Source organism: Pseudomonas sp. zfem001 (assembly GCF_032621725.1).
GTDB lineage: Bacteria > Pseudomonadota > Gammaproteobacteria > Pseudomonadales > Pseudomonadaceae > Aquipseudomonas > Aquipseudomonas sediminis.
This window is the reverse complement of record NZ_JAVYJI010000007.1, coordinates 298722-316281: the sequence shown is the minus strand read 5'-3', so window position 1 is coordinate 316281 and position 17560 is coordinate 298722. Positions and strand designations below refer to the sequence as shown.

Annotated in this window: 9 protein-coding genes and 1 tRNA gene; 9 read left to right on the top strand and 1 reads right to left on the bottom strand. The window is 63.0% G+C overall.

Annotated elements, in window-relative coordinates; genetic code table 11:
- Nucleotides 1-97: 97 nt before the first annotated feature.
- The 3 genes from RTH74_RS21835 (at nucleotide 98) to RTH74_RS21825 (ending at nucleotide 4901) form a co-directional block, all read left to right on the top strand.
- Nucleotides 98-3565 (top strand): indolepyruvate ferredoxin oxidoreductase family protein, encoded by a 3468-nt coding sequence (locus tag RTH74_RS21835; RefSeq protein ID WP_316916036.1) that lies wholly within the window; start codon nucleotides 98-100, stop codon nucleotides 3563-3565.
- A gap of 73 nt (nucleotides 3566-3638) precedes the next feature.
- Nucleotides 3639-4751 (top strand): Glu/Leu/Phe/Val dehydrogenase dimerization domain-containing protein, encoded by a 1113-nt coding sequence (locus tag RTH74_RS21830; protein ID WP_316916035.1) that lies wholly within the window; start codon nucleotides 3639-3641, stop codon nucleotides 4749-4751.
- A gap of 75 nt (nucleotides 4752-4826) precedes the next feature.
- A tRNA-Arg gene (locus tag RTH74_RS21825) sits at nucleotides 4827-4901 on the top strand.
- 123 nt (nucleotides 4902-5024) lie between these two features.
- Here the strand turns inward: RTH74_RS21825 and RTH74_RS21820 are convergent.
- Nucleotides 5025-7163, bottom strand: a complete 2139-nt coding sequence (locus RTH74_RS21820) for a TonB-dependent siderophore receptor (RefSeq protein ID WP_420713175.1) — start codon at nucleotides 7161-7163, stop codon at nucleotides 5025-5027.
- 402 nt (nucleotides 7164-7565) lie between these two features.
- Between RTH74_RS21820 and RTH74_RS21815 the strand changes: the two genes are divergently transcribed.
- From RTH74_RS21815 to RTH74_RS21790, 6 genes are all read left to right on the top strand, one after another.
- Nucleotides 7566-8372 (top strand): ABC transporter ATP-binding protein, encoded by an 807-nt coding sequence (locus RTH74_RS21815; protein WP_316916033.1) that lies wholly within the window; start codon nucleotides 7566-7568, stop codon nucleotides 8370-8372.
- Nucleotides 8372-9352, top strand: a complete 981-nt coding sequence (locus RTH74_RS21810; protein ID WP_296232070.1) for a FecCD family ABC transporter permease — start codon at nucleotides 8372-8374, stop codon at nucleotides 9350-9352. The genes RTH74_RS21815 and RTH74_RS21810 overlap by 1 nt, the downstream gene beginning before the upstream one ends.
- Nucleotides 9349-10392: an iron ABC transporter permease gene (locus tag RTH74_RS21805; RefSeq protein ID WP_316916032.1), complete on the top strand. Its 1044-nt coding sequence runs from the start codon at nucleotides 9349-9351 to the stop codon at nucleotides 10390-10392. Before RTH74_RS21810 ends, RTH74_RS21805 begins: the two co-directional genes overlap by 4 nt.
- Before the next feature lie 28 nt (nucleotides 10393-10420).
- On the top strand, nucleotides 10421-11359 hold the full coding sequence (locus RTH74_RS21800) for an ABC transporter substrate-binding protein (protein WP_316916031.1): 939 nt from the start codon (nucleotides 10421-10423) through the stop codon (nucleotides 11357-11359).
- Between the two features lie 171 nt (nucleotides 11360-11530).
- Nucleotides 11531-12517: a TauD/TfdA family dioxygenase gene (locus tag RTH74_RS21795; protein ID WP_179544542.1), complete on the top strand. Its 987-nt coding sequence runs from the start codon at nucleotides 11531-11533 to the stop codon at nucleotides 12515-12517.
- Nucleotides 12518-12727: 210 nt separating this feature from the next.
- Nucleotides 12728-17533: a condensation domain-containing protein gene (locus RTH74_RS21790; RefSeq protein WP_316916030.1), complete on the top strand. Its 4806-nt coding sequence runs from the start codon at nucleotides 12728-12730 to the stop codon at nucleotides 17531-17533.
- Nucleotides 17534-17560: the final 27 nt, after the last annotated feature.

Here is a 17560-nt window from a genome sequence, read left to right as displayed (position 1 = left end):
TAGGCAAATCCGTCGCAGTGATCCTGCGGCAGGACTCAACGGAGCGTGTCTACCGTCGCGCTCCTCGTGCTCGCCATAAGAATAAAAGGAGCGCTCCATGTCACTGGCCGAAATCCGCCTGGATGACAAATATCGCCTCGCGACTGGTCACCTCTACCTGACCGGCACTCAGGCGCTCACCCGCCTGCCCATGCTGCAGAAGCAGCGTGACGCCGCCTACGGACTCAATACCGCCTGTTTCATCTCCGGCTATCGCGGCTCGCCTCTGGGCGGCCTGGACAAGAGTCTGTGGGACGCGCGCGAGTACCTGAAGGAAAACCACATTCACTTCCAGCCCGGCGTAAACGAAGAGCTGGGCGCGACGGCGGTGTGGGGCAGCCAGCAGGCCAACCTGTTCCCCGGTGCGCGCTACGACGGCGTGTTCGCCATGTGGTACGGCAAGGGGCCAGGCGTCGACCGCAGCGGTGACGTGTTCAAGCACGGTAACTCGGCCGGCGTTTCCAAACATGGTGGCGTGCTGGTGCTGGCCGGTGATGATCACGGCTGCAAGTCCTCGACCATTGCCCACCAGAGCGAGCACGCCTTCATCGCCGCGTCGATTCCGGTGCTCAATCCGGCCAACGTTCAGGAGGTGCTGGACTACGGCATCATCGGCTGGGAGCTGTCGCGCTACAGCGGCTGCTGGGTGGCGCTGAAGACCATTGCCGAGAACGTCGACTCTTCGGCTGTGGTGGACGTCGACCCGCTGCGCATCCAGATCAAGATCCCCGAGGATTTCCAGCTGCCGGAAGACGGCGTGCATATCCGCTGGCCCGATCCGCCCCTGGCCCAGGAAAAACGCCTCAACGTCTACAAGATCTACGCCGCGCGCGCCTTCGCTCTGGCCAACAACCTCAACCAGGTCAAGCTCGATTCGCCCAACCCGCGCCTCGGCATCATCACCACCGGCAAGTCCTACCTCGACGTGCGTCAGGCATTGGATGACCTCGGTCTGGACGAGGCGCTGTGCGCCCAGGTTGGCCTGCGCGTGCTCAAGGTCGGCATGAGCTGGCCGCTGGAGCCGGTTTCGGTGCACCAGTTCGCCGAGGGCCTGGATGAAATCCTGGTGGTGGAAGAAAAGCGCAGCATCATCGAAGACCAGTTGACCGGCCAGCTCTACAACTGGCCGGTAGGCAAGCGTCCGCGCGTGGTCGGCGAGTTCGACGAGCAGGGCGTGTCCTTGCTGCCGAACCTGGCCGAGCTGACGCCGGCAATGATCGCTCGGGTGATTGCCAAGCGCCTGGCGCCGATCTACAGCAGCCCGACCATCGAGGAGCGCCTGGCCTTTCTCGATGCCAAGGAGAAGGCCCTGGCTGCGCCCAAGCACAAGACTGCGCGCACCCCGCATTTCTGCTCCGGTTGCCCGCACAACAGCTCGACCAAGGTGCCCGAAGGCAGCCGCGCTCTCGGTGGTATCGGTTGCCACTACATGACCCAGTGGATGGACCGCAGCACCGACACCTTCACCCAGATGGGCGGCGAGGGCGCCACCTGGATCGGCCAGGCGCCGTTCACCGATACGCCGCACGTGTTCCAGAACCTCGGTGATGGCACCTACTTCCACTCCGGCCATCTGGCCCTGCGTGCGGCCGTGGCCGCCGGGGTCAACATCACCTACAAGATTCTCTACAACGACGCGGTAGCCATGACTGGTGGCCAGCCCATCGACGGCGAACTGCGTATCGACCAGCTCAGCCAGCAGGTGCATGCCGAAGGCGTCAAGCGCATCGCCCTGGTCAGCGACGAGCCGGACAAGTACCCGACCCGCGCCACCTTCGCGCCGGGCGTGACCTTCCATCACCGTCGCGAGCTGGACGCCGTGCAGCGCGAGTTGCGTGAAGTCAAAGGCTGCTCGGTGATCCTCTACGACCAGACCTGCGCCACAGAGAAACGCCGTCGGCGCAAACGCGGCAAGCTGGTCGACCCGGCCAAGCGCGCTTTCATCAACCCGGCCGTGTGCGAGGGTTGTGGTGATTGCAGCGTGAAATCCAATTGCCTGTCGGTATTGCCGCTGGAAACCGAACTGGGGCGCAAGCGCGAGATCGACCAGAGTGCCTGCAACAAGGACTTCAGTTGCCTGGAAGGTTTTTGCCCGAGCTTCGTCACCGTACACGGCGGTGGCCTGCGCAAGCCTGAGGCCGTTGGCTTGAGCGCGCTGTTTATCGCCTTGCCGGAGCCCAAGCAACCGGCCCTGAGCCGGCCCTGGAACATTCTCCTGCCTGGCGTTGGCGGTAGCGGTGTGACCACCGTCGGTGCGCTGCTGGGCATGGCTGCGCATATCGAAGGCAAGGGCTGCACCGTGCTCGACCAGGCTGGCCTGGCGCAGAAGTTCGGCCCGGTGATCACCCACATTCGTATCGCCGCGCAGCAGAGTGACATCTACGCCGTACGTATCGCCGCCGGGGAGACCGATCTGCTGCTGGGCTGCGACCTGGTGGTGTCGTCCAGTGAAGAGGCGCTGGCCAAGCTCAACGACAAGATCGCCCATGCGGTGATCAACAGCCATGAGGCGGCCACTGCCGAATTCACCCGCAACCCGGACGCCCAGGTGCCCGGCGCTGCCATGCGCGAGGCGATCAGCGAGGCGGTGGGCGAGGGCAAGACCCGCTTCGTCGACGCCACCCGCCTGGCCACTCGCCTGCTCGGTGACAGCATCGCCACCAACCTGTTCATGCTCGGCTATGCATACCAAAAGGGACTGGTGCCGGTATCGGCCGAAGCGATCAACAAGGCCATCGAACTCAACGGCGTGGCTATCGAGCTAAACCAGCAGGCCTTCCTCTGGGGCCGTCGTGCTGCGCATGACCTGGCTGCGGTGGAAAAACTCGCCGCGCCCAAAGTGGTCGAAGCGCCGCATTGCAGCACCCTGGAGGAGATCATATCCGACCGTGTGCAGCGTCTGACCGCCTACCAGAACGCGGCCTATGCCGAACGCTACCGTGAGCTGGTCGAGCGTGTGCGCAAGGTCGACACCGATGCGCAGCAGCGCCTGAGCAAGGCCGTGGCCCGCTACTACTTCAAACTCCTGGCCTACAAGGACGAGTACGAAGTGGCGCGGCTGTACAGCGATTCGACCTTCCGCAAGCAACTCGAAGCCCAGTTCGAAGGTGACTACCGGCTGCAGTTCCACCTGGCGCCGAGCTGGCTGAGCAAGCCGGATGCGGTGACAGGTGAGCCGCGCAAGCGCAGCTTCGGTCCCTGGATGCTCAAGGCCTTCGGCGTACTGGCGCGCTTCAAGTTCCTGCGTGGCAGCGCCCTCGATCCGTTTGGCCACAGTGCCGAACGTCGCCTGGAGCGCGAGCTGATCGAGGAGTACGAAGCCAACGTGGCCTACCTGCTGGGCGAGCTCAATGGTGGCAACTACCGCACGGCGGTGGCACTGGCCGAGATTCCCGAGCAGATCCGCGGTTATGGCCACGTCAAGGAAGCGGCACTGGCCAAGGCGCGCGAGCAGGCGACGCAGCTCAAGGCACGCCTGACCGTCAGCGAGATCGCCGCTGTGCAGCTGTTCGAACCGGCTGCCTGAACCTCAAACCCATCCCCTTTGCCACCCTCTCCCGTGCGGGAGAGGGGCGGCTTTTTACATCCGAGGTAACCCGATGTCCGTCTTCAATCACGTCGACTTCGATCAGCACGAACAGGTGGTCTACGGCCACGACAAGGCCAGCGGCCTGAAAGCCATCATCGCCATTCACGACAGCACCCTCGGCCCGGCACTGGGTGGTTGCCGCATGTGGAACTACGCCAGTGACGAGCAAGCGCTGCGTGATGTACTGCGCCTGTCGCGCGGCATGACCTACAAATCGGCACTGGCCCGTTTGCCGCTCGGCGGTGGCAAGGCGGTGATCATCGGCGACCCGCATACCGGCAAGAGCGAGGCGCTGTTCCAGGCCATGGGCGATTTCGTCGACAGCCTGGGTGGACGCTATGTCACGGCGGCGGATTCAGGCACTGGCGTGGCCGAGATGCGCATCATGGCCGAACGCACCCGTCATGTCGCAGGCGCCGGGCAGCGTGAAGCTTTCGGTGGTGGCAGCCGTGACGGCGATCCATCGCCCTCGACCGCCTATGGGGTGTTCATCGGTATTCAGGCGGCCGTGGCGCATCGCCTTGGCCGCCAGGATCTCAAGGGCGTGCGCGTGGCCATCCAGGGTGTCGGCCAGGTCGGCTTCGGCCTGGCCAAACTGCTCAAGGAGGCCGGTGCGCAGTTGTGGGTGACGGATATCTTCGAAGCCAATGTGCAGCGCGTGGTGAGCCAGCTTGGCGCCACTGCGGTCGGTCAGCACGATATCTATGGGCTCGATGTGGATGTGTTCGCACCGTGCGCATTGGGCGCCATCATCAACCTGCAAACGCTGGAAGCCCTGCGCGCGCCAATCATCGCCGGTGCTGCCAACAACCAACTGGCCGACGCTAGCCTGGCCGAGCTGCTGCGTCGCCGCGAATGCCTGTACGCGCCGGACTACGCGATCAATGCCGGCGGCATCATCGACGTCTGCTACGAGCGCACCGGTGGCAGCGCCGCGCAGCTCAAGACGCATATCGAAGGCATCGGCCCGACCCTGACGGAAATCTTCCAGCGCGCCGAGCGTGAAGGTGAGACCACCACCGCGATTGCCGATCGCATGGCATTTGAGCGTATACGCGGTGGCCTGCAACCGGCGCGCGCTGCAACGGCTAGCAAGGTCGTCTCTCAAGGTTGGCAGCGCTAGGAAGTGAGCGGTGGCGGCATGACAAATGCGCGAGTCGCCGCTAAGATGCGGCCCGGTCGTTGCCAATACGGCCGTGTCCCCTTAGTTCAACGGATAGAATAAGCCCCTCCTAAGGGCTAGATGCTGGTTCGATTCCAGCAGGGGACGCCATCGACTCAGTAACGAAAAAGCCGGCTCTTGCAGCCGGCTTTTTCGTTTTTGGCGGTTTGGAAAGATGGTAGGAGGCTTGGATAGAAGCCTCCCAGTCTCATCAGTTTCCTGGGTGTGGACACATCACCAGTTGAAGTTCACCGAGGTCAGCAGGGTGCGCTCGTCACCGTAGTGACAGGTGGAGAAACTGCACTGCGTGTAGCTCTTGTTAGTCAGGTTGCTGGCATTGACGGTCACGGCCCAGTGTTCGTCGATCTGGTAGCGGGCCATGGCGTCGAACAGGGTATAGGCTGGCATGGCCGAATCCATGAGTGAGGCCTGCGTTGTACCCATGTAGCGAGCGCCGGCCCCTACGGTCAGTTGCGGAATGCCCCAGTTGATGAAGTCGTAGCTGGTCCACAAGGCTGCCTGGTGGTAGGGCGTATCATCGCTACGCTGACCCACTTCGGCGGCAATGGCGCTCTTGGTGGTGCGTGCATCGGTATAGGCGTAGGTGGCGATCACGCTGAGTGCTGGGGTGACATCCGCCTTGGCTTCCAGCTCCAGACCGCGGGAACGTACCTCGCCGGTTTGCTTCGGATCACCATTGCTATCAAAAGTCAGCACGTTGGTTTGGGTCAGCTCATAGACGGCTGCACTGAGTAGCAGATTGCTGCCCTTGGGCTGATAGCGCACGCCGACTTCATACTGCTTGCCTTCGGTGGGATCGAAGGTTTGGCCAGTGACCTCTGCGACAGATACAGGGAAGAACGACTCGCTGTAGCTGATATAAGGCGCCAGGCCATTGTCCGCCAGGTAGACGAGCCCTGCGCGGTAGGTGGTGGCTTCATTGTCCTGGCTGGCCTTGGTGCCTGTACTGTGGGCTTCCTGTTGCTGGTCCGCCCAGTCATGACGGCCACCCAAAAGTAGAATCCACTTGTCGTCGAACTTGATCTGATCCTGCAGATAGATGCCTTTTTGCAGCGTATCTATTTGCGAGCCGCGATCTGCTGCTCGGCTTCTGTTTACGACGACAGGCTGGCCGTAGTTGTAACGGGTCAGATCCAGGCTTGGGGCGTTGCCACGGAAGTTATGTGAGTCGTAGGAGGTGTCATAGCCATCGAAACCTACCAGAACGGTGTGCTCGACACTGCCGAGCTGCCACTTCGATTCGATGTTGGTGTCACTTGCCCAGGTGCGGGCGCGTTCACGGCGATCACTGTAACGGCGCAGCAGCGTACCGGTACTTGCGGAGAAATCAATGGCTGCGGGAGCCGGTTGAATTTGCAGGTAATTGAACTTCACATCCGACTCGTAATACCGCAGCTTGTGATTGAGCGTGAAGTTCTCGTTGAAGTGGTGTTGAAATTCGTAGCCCAGCGTCGACATCTCGCCGTTCATGTCGTCGTAGTCCGGCTCGCCGATGAAATCGTTACGACCGATCTTGAAAGCGCCGTCCCCCACACCTTTGACCATCTGATAGGGCAGCGGCGCGGGGAAGCGCGTATCGGTCTTCTGGTAGAAGGACAGCAGGGTCAGCGAAGTGTCTTCGTTGGGGCGCCAGGTCAGCGCCGGGGCGATGTAGAATTTGTCGTCGTTGATGTGATCCAGCTGGGTGTCGCTGTCACGGCTGAGCAGGGTCAGGCGATAGCTCAGGGTATCGCTACCAGCTAGCGGGCCGCTGAAATCGGCAGAGAGTTGCTTGCGGTCGTGGGAACCCACTTGCATGTTCAGTTCATGGAAGGGCGTTTCGGTCGGGCGCTTGCTGACGCCATTAATCATGCCGCCGGGCGAGAGCTGGCCGTAGAGCACCGAGGCAGCGCCGCGGATGACCTCGACGCGCTCCAGGCCGTAAGGTTCTTGAATGCCGTCGTAGGAGTTGTTCTGCAGGCGCAGGCCGTCGCGCAGCGAGCCGCCAGTGCCGGATTCGACCTCGAAGCCGCGGATGCGGAATCGGTCCGCGTTGCGGTTGAAAGCGGTCGAGCTGCTGGTGAGCCCTGGCGTGTAGCTCAACGCCTGACCCAGCGTTTCCGACTGTCGGTCGCGGATTTCATCGCTCGTCACCACCGACAGCGACTGCGGCGTCTCGGTGATTGGCGTGTCGGTTTTGGTCGCGCTCATGTTGCGTTTGGCAACGTAGCCCGGAACATGTGCGCTGGGTTTTTCTAGGGCCTGTCCAGTCACAGTCGTAGCGCCTAGTTCTACTGGTTCGGCGGCGTTTTTCGTAACTTGCTCGGCTGCAGACAACACACCTGAGCTCAGGCTGGCGAGAGCCAAGGCCATGGCTGTAAGACTGAATACTGGGCGTCGGGAGGCGTGTTCCGGGCGTTTCTGCAATGCTACGTGGCGCATGGCGGGGACGAGTCCTGTTGTCTTGAGATATATGTCTGCGCGAGGCCGAGGATATCTGGCGATCCTTCATGCCGAAGCGCTGTTGGCAGTCTCTGTGGCGGACGAACTCTACATCTAAATGAGAAGGATTTGTACTACTTCACAATTTATTGTCTTCACTAGGCTATTGCTGCAAGCTACGTGCAATAGCCTGTGGCTCGGATGCTGGTTCGAAGAATTTCAACAGCGCCGACGGCCCGGGTACGTTTCTCGTGGTGAACCCGCAAGCCCATGAACCTCCCGCTATTCGAGCAGGATGGAAGCGGTTGCCGTGGTTCGAATGTGAGTGTGTGCATGTTGAAAGCGACGCGACTTCAGCTCCAGTTCGATGAGCTGAAGGTGCTGGATGACATCAGCCTGACGATTCCCGAGGGCTGTTTTACGGCGCTGATTGGCGCCAATGGCTGTGGCAAGACCACCTTGCTCAACGTGTTGGCGCGTATGCAGCGACCTGCCAGCGGTGACGTGCTGCTCGAGGGCAGGCCCCACACGCAGTTCTCGCGCCGCGAGCTGGCCAGGCGCGTGGCGTTGTTGCCGCAGCGCACCACATCGCCGACGGGGCTGACCGTGCGCGAACTGGTCATGCAGGGGCGCTATCCGTGGCAGGGCTGGTGGCAGCAGTGGAGCGAGAAAGACCAGCAGGCGGTGGACCGGGCGGTATCGCTGGCGGACATCGAAATGCTGCTGGATCGAACCTTGTCCACGCTCTCGGGTGGGCAACTGCAGCGTTGCTGGATCGCCATGACGCTGGCGCAGGACACACCGGTGATCCTGCTCGATGAGCCCACCACCTTCCTCGATATCGCCCATCAGATCGCTCTGCTAGAGCTGCTGGCGGAGCTGCGTGATCAGGGCCGTACCGTGGTCGCCGTGTTGCACGACCTGAATCAGGCCGCGCGTTACGCCGACAACCTGGTGATGCTGCGCCTGGGCAAGGTGCATGCACAGGGGGCTCCTGCCAAGGTATTCACGCCGGACAACCTCAAGGCCGTATTCGATCTGGATGCTCACATCATCACCGACCCGCACTCGGGCGACCCTCTGTGCGTACCGGTTTCATCTGGGCGGTCGCGTGCCGTTGATTGCCAGGTAAGCCTGTGATGCGTGTGTGGGGCTGGCCGGTCTGGCTGTCGATCATGGTGGGTATCGGTCTGGCGTCGATGCTGCATCTGACAGTGGGTGCCAAGTCGATCCCGTGGAGCGATGTCTGGCAGGCGCTGGTGGCCTACGACCCGAGCAACTCCGATCACAGCGTGATCCAGGGTTCTCGTCTACCGCGGCTGTGGGTGGCGATGGCGGTGGGTGCCTGCCTGGGCCTGGCGGGCACGATTATGCAGGCCGTGGGGGATAACCCCTTGGCCGATCCGGGCATTCTCGGCATCAATAGCGGGGCGGCCCTGTTCGTGGTGGTGGGGCTTCTGGTGCTGCCTGGCAACGATATGAGCATGATTCCGCTGTTCGCCTTCAGTGGTGCTCTGGTCGCGGCAGTGGGGGTGATGCTGCTGGCGGGGCGTACGCCTAACCCCGTGCGGCTAACGCTTTCCGGGGCGATGATGGCCGCGCTGTTCGGCGCCATCACGGCGATCCTGCTGTTACTCGACCAGCAAGGGCTCGACAGTCTGCGCCGTTGGCTGACGGGCTCTCTCGGTATCGCTGGGGCGAATTTGCCGACCTGGCTCTGGCCATACCTGGCCGCAGGTGTTGTGTTGTGCCTGATCAATGTGCGGGCACTCAATGCCTACCGCCTCGGGGCGCAGGTGGCATCGAGTATGGGTGTCAATCTGTTGCGCATGCGCTTGCTGAGCCTGGCGGCCGTGGTGTTGCTGTCTGGCTGCGCGGTGGCGCTGGCCGGGCCTATCGGCTTCGTCGGGTTAGTGGTGCCGCATGCGGCACGGCTACTGGTGGGGCATGATTTGCGTCGTCTGTTGCTGGCGACGCCCTTGCTGGGTGGCTTGTTGCTGATTCTTGCAGATGTCGTTGCGCGTACTCTGGTCAGCCCCTATGAGCTCAACACGGGCATCGTCACGGCCCTGATCGGTGGTCCGGTGTTCGTCGTCCTGGTCTTGAGGAAGATGAAATGAGCCGCTGGTTGACGACGCCCAGGCGCCTCGCCGGGCTGCCTTGGATTGGTCGGCCGATCGATGCACTGTCGGCTTTGTTGTTGGTCTTGCTGCTGCTTGGGCTGACGATCTACGCCGCCACGGTGGGCAGCTATTCGCTGGGGATGGCTCAGCTCTGGCAGAGCCTGTTTGCCGGCGACCTGTCCGCTATACAGGACAACGTGCTGTGGGAGTTGCGTCTGCCGCGCATCCTGCTGGCGATTCTCGGTGGCGCGGCGATGGCATTGGCGGGCGTATTGATGCAGTCGCTGACGCGTAATCCGTTAGCTGCACCCGGCCTGGTCGGGGTGGAGGCGGGCGCCAGCGTCACGATGTTGCTGATCCTGGTGCTGTGGCCGGAGGCCTTGGCGCTGCAGCTTTATCCGCTTGCGGCGCTGCTGGGCGGTCTGGCGGTAGCGCTATTCATCGTTGGCCTGTCCTGGCGCGGCGGCATCGCACCACTGCGCCTGATTCTGGTGGGCGTGGGGCTGACGGCGATGCTCGGCGCCGTCGCCGACCTGCTGATCACCTACGGCAATATTGATCGCGTCGAGTCGGCGCTGATGTGGCTAGGCGGCAGCTTGCATCGCGGTGGTTGGCCGCAGGTACAAAGTCTGGCGCTCTGGTTGCTGATTGCCGGTCTGCCGGTGCTGTTCTGCCATCGTCAACTCAACCTGATGCAGCTTGGCGAGGGTGTGGCTCTAAGCCGTGGCCTGAATCTGGCCTGGCTGATGGGCCTGCTGTTGCTCAGCAGTGTCATGCTGACCGCCGCGACCGTGGCCAATATCGGTGTGATGACCTTCGTCGGACTGGTCGCGCCGCACCTGGCCCGCCAACTCTGTGGTGATCGACATGGTGCGTTGTTGCCACTGTCGGCGCTGTTCGGCGCTGTACTGGTGCTGCTTGGTGACACCCTTGGTCGTGCCTTGTTGCCGCCGTTGCAGCTACCAGCTGGGCTGGTGGTGGCACTCATTGGTGCGCCCTATCTATTGGTTTTACTGGCGCGGCAACGCAATCGTTGACCCGCCATTACTCAAGGACATGACGACGATGATGTTAAAGCTGAGAGCATTTTCCCTGGCGAGCTGTGCACTGCTCGGCCTGATCTCGCTTCAGGTCGCCGCCGCTGAAACTCGGGTCTTCGAAAATCGTTTCGGCCGTGTCGAGGTGCCGGTGGCGCCACGTTGCGTGGTTTCCCTGCATGACCTTAGTCTGACCACCCAACTGCTCGAGCTGGGGGTCAAGCCTTGCGGTTCAGCAGGGCGCAAGAAGCTGTTTTCGGACGCATTGTTCCGCGGGGCTCAGCAACGCTTCGATGTTTCTGGCATCGGTTATGTCGGTTCGCACCATTCGCCCGACCTCGAAGCCATTGCGGCACTCAAGCCAGACTTGATCGTTGGGCTATCCTATCACGAGGATCTGAAAGAGCGGCTTGGCAAGATCGCCCCCGTGGTACTGCTGCCAGCGCGCGAGACCGACATCAAGACCTATGCCAAGGAACTTGCCGATCTGGTGGGTAAGCAGCAGCGCTATCAGGAGATGCTCAAGGAGTATCAGTGGGTCGTAGGTGAGTTCGCCAAGCGGGTGAAGGAGCCGGGGCGCATTACCGTGACCACTCTGGAGGTTTACCCGGATGGTTTCCAGTTGATCGGCCGTTCCGGAATGGATGACGTGATTGCCGACTTCGGTCTGGGGCGTGTGGCGGCCTTCAAGGAAGCGCGGCAGAACGTGCCTTACAGCCTGGAGCGCATTGGCGACTTCGACAGTGACTTCATCATCGACACCTATGAGGAAATGCTCGATTCGGAGGTCAGCACTGAGGCATTTCGCCGGTCGCCGCAATGGCAGAATCTGTTCGCGGTGAAGAACCATCAGTTCCTTTATTTAAATCGCAGTCGTTTTGCCGACACCATGCAGGGAATGATTGGCTCGGCTTATCTGCTGCTGTCGCACATCGGTGAGCGTGCGTACAACCTGCAGCAGAAGTGATATTGCGTGGCGTTGTCATGGCTAGATAGTGGCTCAGAACCTTCTGTTCCGGGCTTTCCATCACGCTGTGAGCGGATCGTGCTTATTCTCAAATAATATTAATTCACGTTTGATAGTGAGTGGCTTTTGCGATAATTTGGTGCGCCTAACTCGTAGCACCAAGGAATCCAGATGCTCACCGACTCGCTCTCCCGCGCAGGTCATTCACAGGTTCAGGTAGACATCGACGGGGCTCTGCCATTCGTCTTGCGTGCCCCCGTGTCGGGAGGCTCCTGGCGCGATCACGCTGATCTGATAGCGCGAACCGTTGACTGTGAGTTGCAGGCCACCGGTGGGGTTCTCTTTCGTGATTTCGCTTTTCGTGACGCCAACGACTTCGAGGATTTCGCTCGTAGTTTCGGCCATGAGCTGCTGACCTACGACTACGCCTCCACGCCGCGTACCAAACTCAACAGCCGTGTCTACACCTCGACCGAATACCCGGCTCATCAGATCATTCCGCTGCACAACGAGCAGTCCTACTCGTTGAACTGGCCGATGAAGATCTGGTTTCACTGCATCCAGGCCGCGCCGGTCGGCGGCGAAACGCCCATCGCCGACAGCCGTCTGGTCTACCAGCGCATCGATCCCGCCATCCGCCAGCGTTTCGCCGAGAAGCGTCTGATGTACGTGCGCAATTACGGCAATGGTCTGGATCTCACCTGGCAACAGGCTTTCAGCACCGAGGATCGCAGCGAGGTCGAGCGCTTCTGTCGGCTCAGCCATATCGACTTCGAGTGGAAGGACGACGGCGAACTGCGCACGCGCCAGGTCTGCCAGGCCGTGGCGCAGCATCCGGTCACCGGGGAGTGGGTCTGGTTCAACCAGGCGCACCTGTTCCACATCTCCAATCTGCCAGCCGCGCTGCGCGAGACGCTGGTGTCCATCGTCGGCGAAGAGGGTGTGCCGCGTAACGTCTTCTACGGCGATGGCTCACCCATCGAGCTGGAGGCGCTGGAGCATGTGCGCGACGTGCTGCAACGCACTCAGATCAGCTTCCCCTGGCAGGCGGGCGATGCGCTGATGCTCGACAACATGCTGGTCGCCCATGGTCGCTCCACTTTCCAGGGAGCACGCAAGGTGGTGGTTGCCATGGCCGAGCCCGCTTCGGCCGTCTGACGCCGAATGATCCTCGCAGCCACCGCCAGGGGCACCTCTAAAAACGTAGGCGAGGCAGTCAGCGCAAGGCAAAAACAGGCGAGAAAGCGGAGTTTGCGAGCTGTAAATGAGCATTTCGAGCCTGTTTTTAACGCAGCGATGACAACGCAGGTAGTTTTTAGAGGTGCCCCAGGGTGGCTGACCTCGAATCCGTACGATAAAGGACGACACATGCTCGACTGCCTGATGCATGACTGCTGGCTGCGCGGTATCCGCCTGTCTGTGAGTGAAGGCTGCCTGATGATTTTCGCTGCCTTGCCGGAGGCCCTGAGCGCCGAGCTGGAGCGCGAGCTGCAGGCGCGCAGCACCGAGATTCTGCTTTGGTTGCAGCGTCATCCGGACTACTTCCAGGCGCGCCCGCTCAGCGATAACGAGCAGGCGCTGTGGTTCCTGCAGCGTATGGAACCGAACAGTTGTGCATACAACATCGCGCTCGCTGGGCGGGTCAGGCCGCAGTACCTCTGGGCTGATCTGCCACAGCGTCTGCAGCGGGCCTGGCAGACGGTACAGCAGCGTTATCCGCAGCTGTGCAGTGCCTATGTCGAGCGTGATGGCGAGTTGCTGCAGTGGGACAGCCGCCCGCAGCTCACCTCGCTGCAATGCGAAATCTGGCAGAACGCGGATGCGGCCAGTGTGCAGCAACGCGTGGTCGAACTGGCCGACAAGCCCTTCGACCTCGCTGCCGGCGAGGTCAGCCGGTTGGTGCTGCTGAGCAATCAGTTGGGCGACCGCGTCGAGCACACGGTGTTGCTGGGCATTCACCATATCGCTTCCGACCTGACGACCTTCGATGTGGTGTTCAGTGAGCTGTTCGCCCTGGTCGATGGCGAAGCGCTTGCCGATGCCGACCCTGAGGCCTATCGCAACTGGTGCAGCGCGTTGTACCTGCGCAGCGAGACGATCGAGGCAGAAGAACTGACCTGGTGGCGGGCGCAACTGGCCGATGCGCCGACGCTGGAACTGCCCGCCGACTTCGCCCATGGCAGCACTCAGGGCTTCGAGGGCGGGGAGCTGTCGTTCCATTTTGGCGCGGACAACAGCGAACGGCTGCGTGCTGTCGCCAAAAGCCTGGGCGTGACGCCCTACGTTTATTGGTTCTCACTGTTCCAGCAATTTCTCGGTGTGCTGTCCGGGCAGGATGATTTTGTGCTCGGCACGCCCAGTGGCTGGCGCCTGAAGCGCGAGCAGGCCGAACTGCCGGGCTATCTGGTCAACCCCTTGCCGGTGCGCTGCCGCGTGCGTCGTGACCTGTCCAGCGCGCAGTGGGCCAAGCAGGTGGCGGCCAATGTCAAACAGGCTCTGCGCCACCGTCACTATCCCTTCGCGCGCCTGGCCAAGCACCTGGATCTGCCACGGCAAATGGGCCGGGCGCCGGTGTTCCAGCACATGTTCACGCTGAACAAGGAGCGTGACGTGCCGTTCGAGCGCTACATCGAACGCATGCTCGGCGAGCAGCGGGGCGCGGCCCACGAGCTGAACCTGGTGATCGTCGATGATCTGCCCGAGTTCATCGGGCGCTGGCGCTACAGCAAGGCGCTGTATCGGCGTGAAAGTGTCGAGCGCTTCCAGGCGCAGTTCCTTGCTCTGGTCATGGCGGCCATGGAGCAGCCGGACGTGCCTTTCGCCGAACTGGACTGGCTGGCTCCAGAACAACGTTCGCAGTTGTCTGGCGAGGTTCTGCCGGTGCTCGAGGAGAGTGCCTGGCAGGCTTTCGCCAAACACTGCACGGAGAAACCCCAGGCCATCGCCCTGGAGGATCGGCTGGGGCACCTGACCTATGCCGAGCTGGCCAGCGCCGTGGCCGCCCGTGGCGAACGCCTGCAAGGCTCGCTGAGCGCCCTGGGCGATCGGGTTGCCCTGTGCCTGCCGCGCAGCCGTGAACTGGTGATGCATATGCTCGCCGCCTGGCAGTGCGGCGCCACCTATCTGGCCCTCGACCCGCAGTGGCCCGAGTCGCGTCTGCAGGACATCTGCCTGGATGCCACACCCAGGGTCTGCGTGGGTGAGGGCGAGCGGCCAGGCTGGCTGCCAGAGCCGGTGCAGTGGCTGGCCGTGCCGGGCGCTGCGGCGTTCAGCGATGCGCCATTGCGCGCGAGCGTGCCGGCGGATTTGCCGGCCTATGTGGTCTACACCTCGGGCTCCAGCGGGCGACCCAAGGGCGTGGAGGTGACCCAGGGCAACCTCATCCACTACGTCAGCGCCTGCCTGGCGCGCCTGCAACTGAGCAGTGATGCCAGCCTGACGAGCCTGGCCAGTTGCGCCACGGACCTGGGCCACACCGCCTTGTTCGGCGCGCTGCTCAGCGGCCGACGCTTGCGCCTGCTGGACGAGGCGTTGGCTTTCGACGCCGAGGAGCTGGCGGCGCTGCTCGGGCGGGAACCCGTGGACATGCTGAAGATCGTGCCCTCGCACCTCAACGCCCTGCTGGTGGCCAGCGAGCCGCAGCGCCTGTTGCCGCGCCAGTGCCTGGTGCTCGGCGGCGAAGCCCTGGGCGCCGAGTTGCTGGCACGGGTGCGCGCCCTGAGCCCGCACCTGCGTATCGTCAACCACTACGGGCCCAGCGAAACCACCGTGGGCGTGCTGACCCACGAGGTCGACGGCGAGGACGATGCGCCACTCGGGCGGCCCCTGGGCAACGTGCGTATCAGCGTGCGTGGGCCGGATGGCGCGGTGTTGCCGGCTGGCGTCAGTGGCGAGCTGTATATCGAAGGCGCCACCGTGGCGCGTGGTTACCTGAGCGCCAGCGAGGCCGATCAGGCGCGCTTCGGTAAGCAGGGGTACCGCACGGGTGACCGGGTGCGCCTCGATCATCTGGGGCGGGTACTGTTCCTCGGGCGCCTGGACGAGCAAGTGAAGATTCGCGGCTACCGCGTCGAGCCTTCGGAAGTGGCGGCGCAATTGCGTGCGCTGCCCCAGGTGGCGGACGTGCGCGTGCTCAACGCACCGACGCCGTTGACCGGCAACCGCCTGGTGGCCTTCCTGGTCGCCGCGCCGAGTGCACTGGCGGATATCCAGGCCGCGTTGCAGGCACGCCTGCCGGACTATATGCAACCGGCGCAGTGGCACTGTCTGGAGGCCATGCCACTGCTGGCCAATGGCAAGGTCGACCGTCAGGCATTGCTGAACCTGGCCGAGCAAGCGCCGCGCAGCATTGAGGCGCGTGCCGAGCAGCCGCTGAATGCCGTGGAAAGCATACTGCTGGCGATCTGGCGCGAGCTGTTGGGTAACCCGGACATCGGCCCGGACGACAACTTCTTCGCCCATGGTGGCGACTCGATTCTCGGCCTGCAGATCATCGCCCGCGCGCGCCAGCAGCAGATCACCCTCACCCCCAAGCAACTGTTCGCCGAGCCCAGCGTGCGGGCGCTGGCGCGAGTGGCGCAAACGCCGCAACGCGCCAGGGTCGAGCACCTGCTGGTGATTGCTCGGGAAATTCTGGAAAAGCCCGACCTGCAAGCCGACGACAACTTCTTCGCGGTCGGTGGCGACTCGATCCTCAGCCTGCAGATCATCGCCCGCGCCAAGCAGCAGGGCTTGCAGCTCAAGTCCAAGCAGATCTTCGAGTTCCCTTCGGTCAATGGTTGGGCCGAGCATGCCGTGGACCTCGCCAGTGTGGCCGAGCAAGCCAAGGCCGATAGCGCCGAGCCGAGCACCGCTTTCGCCCTGACGCCGATCCAGGCCTGGTTCTTCGGCCAGCAGCAGAACACCCTGCAGTACTGGAACCAGTCCTTGCTATTGGCCGTTCCGCAGCCGCTGGAGCCGGCGCGCCTGGCCCAGGCACTGGCGAACTTGCTGCAGCGTCACAGCAGCTTGCGGCTGATCTTCGAGCAAGACGCGCAGGGTTGGCGGCAACGCTATCAGCCGCTGTCGGCGGACATGGCCGGCAAGCTGCTGCAGGTGGTCGAACAACCGCTGGACGACGCGCTGCTGGAGCAGTGGCAACAAGGCTGGCAACTGGATCGCGCGCCGTTGATCCGCTGGGTGTATTTCACCGGCAGCGGGCATCTGCTGTGCACGGCGCACCACCTGCTGGTCGATGCGGTGTCCTGGCAGGTGCTGCTGGAAGAACTGGAAAGTCTGTACCTCGACCCGCAGGCCACGTTGACGGCAGTGTCGGCGAGCTTCCATCGCTGGAGCGAGGCGCTGCAGCGGCATCGCCAGGCCCCCGAGGTGCTGGCCCAGCGCGACTACTGGCAGGCGCAGTTGGCCGAGGAGGGCGAGGTCGCCCGTGAGGTCAGCCTGTATGGCGAAAGCCTTACGCTGGAAACCAGGCTGTCCGTCGAGAAAACCGAGCTGCTGCTGGGCGATTGCCATGGCGCTTACGGCACCCAGGTGCAGGATCTATTGGTCGCGGCGCTGGCGGGTGTGATCGGCCAATGGCTGGGGCGCGAGCAGGTCACTCTGGAGATGGAAAGCCACGGCCGCAGTGGCTGGGAACAGGGCCCGGATCTGTCGCGCTCGGTGGGCTGGCACACCAGCCGTTACCCGCTGGCCGTGCCTGCCGCCGAACAGCCGGAGGAGGCGATCATCGCCGCCAAGGAAGCGTTGCGCCGCGTGCCGGAGCAGGGCATCGGCTACGGTCTGCTGCGCCTCGACCCGCTGCACGGGCTCGGCGCCGCTTCGCTGCTGACCTTCAACTACCTGGGGCGGGTCGACCAGTGGCTGGGCGGTTCGCGCCTGTGGCACCTGGCGCAGCCGCTGTGCCCGGCCATGCGTGCCCCCGACACCCGCCGCACCCATCTGCTGGATGTGACGGCATTGGTCGACCAGGGCCAGTTGCATATCGAATGGCGTTACGCCCCGCAGGTGCATGAACAGGCGCTGATCCGCGAGTTGGCGCAGCAATTTCAGCAGCGCCTCGAAGCGTTGCTCGAACATTGCCTGGATCCGCAAGCCGGTCGCGCCACCGCTGCCGACTTCGCCGATTCGGGACTTTCCGACGACGAATTCCTTGGCCTGCTGGAGCAATTGCAATGACCACCCCAGGCGCCCCCACATCCCCAG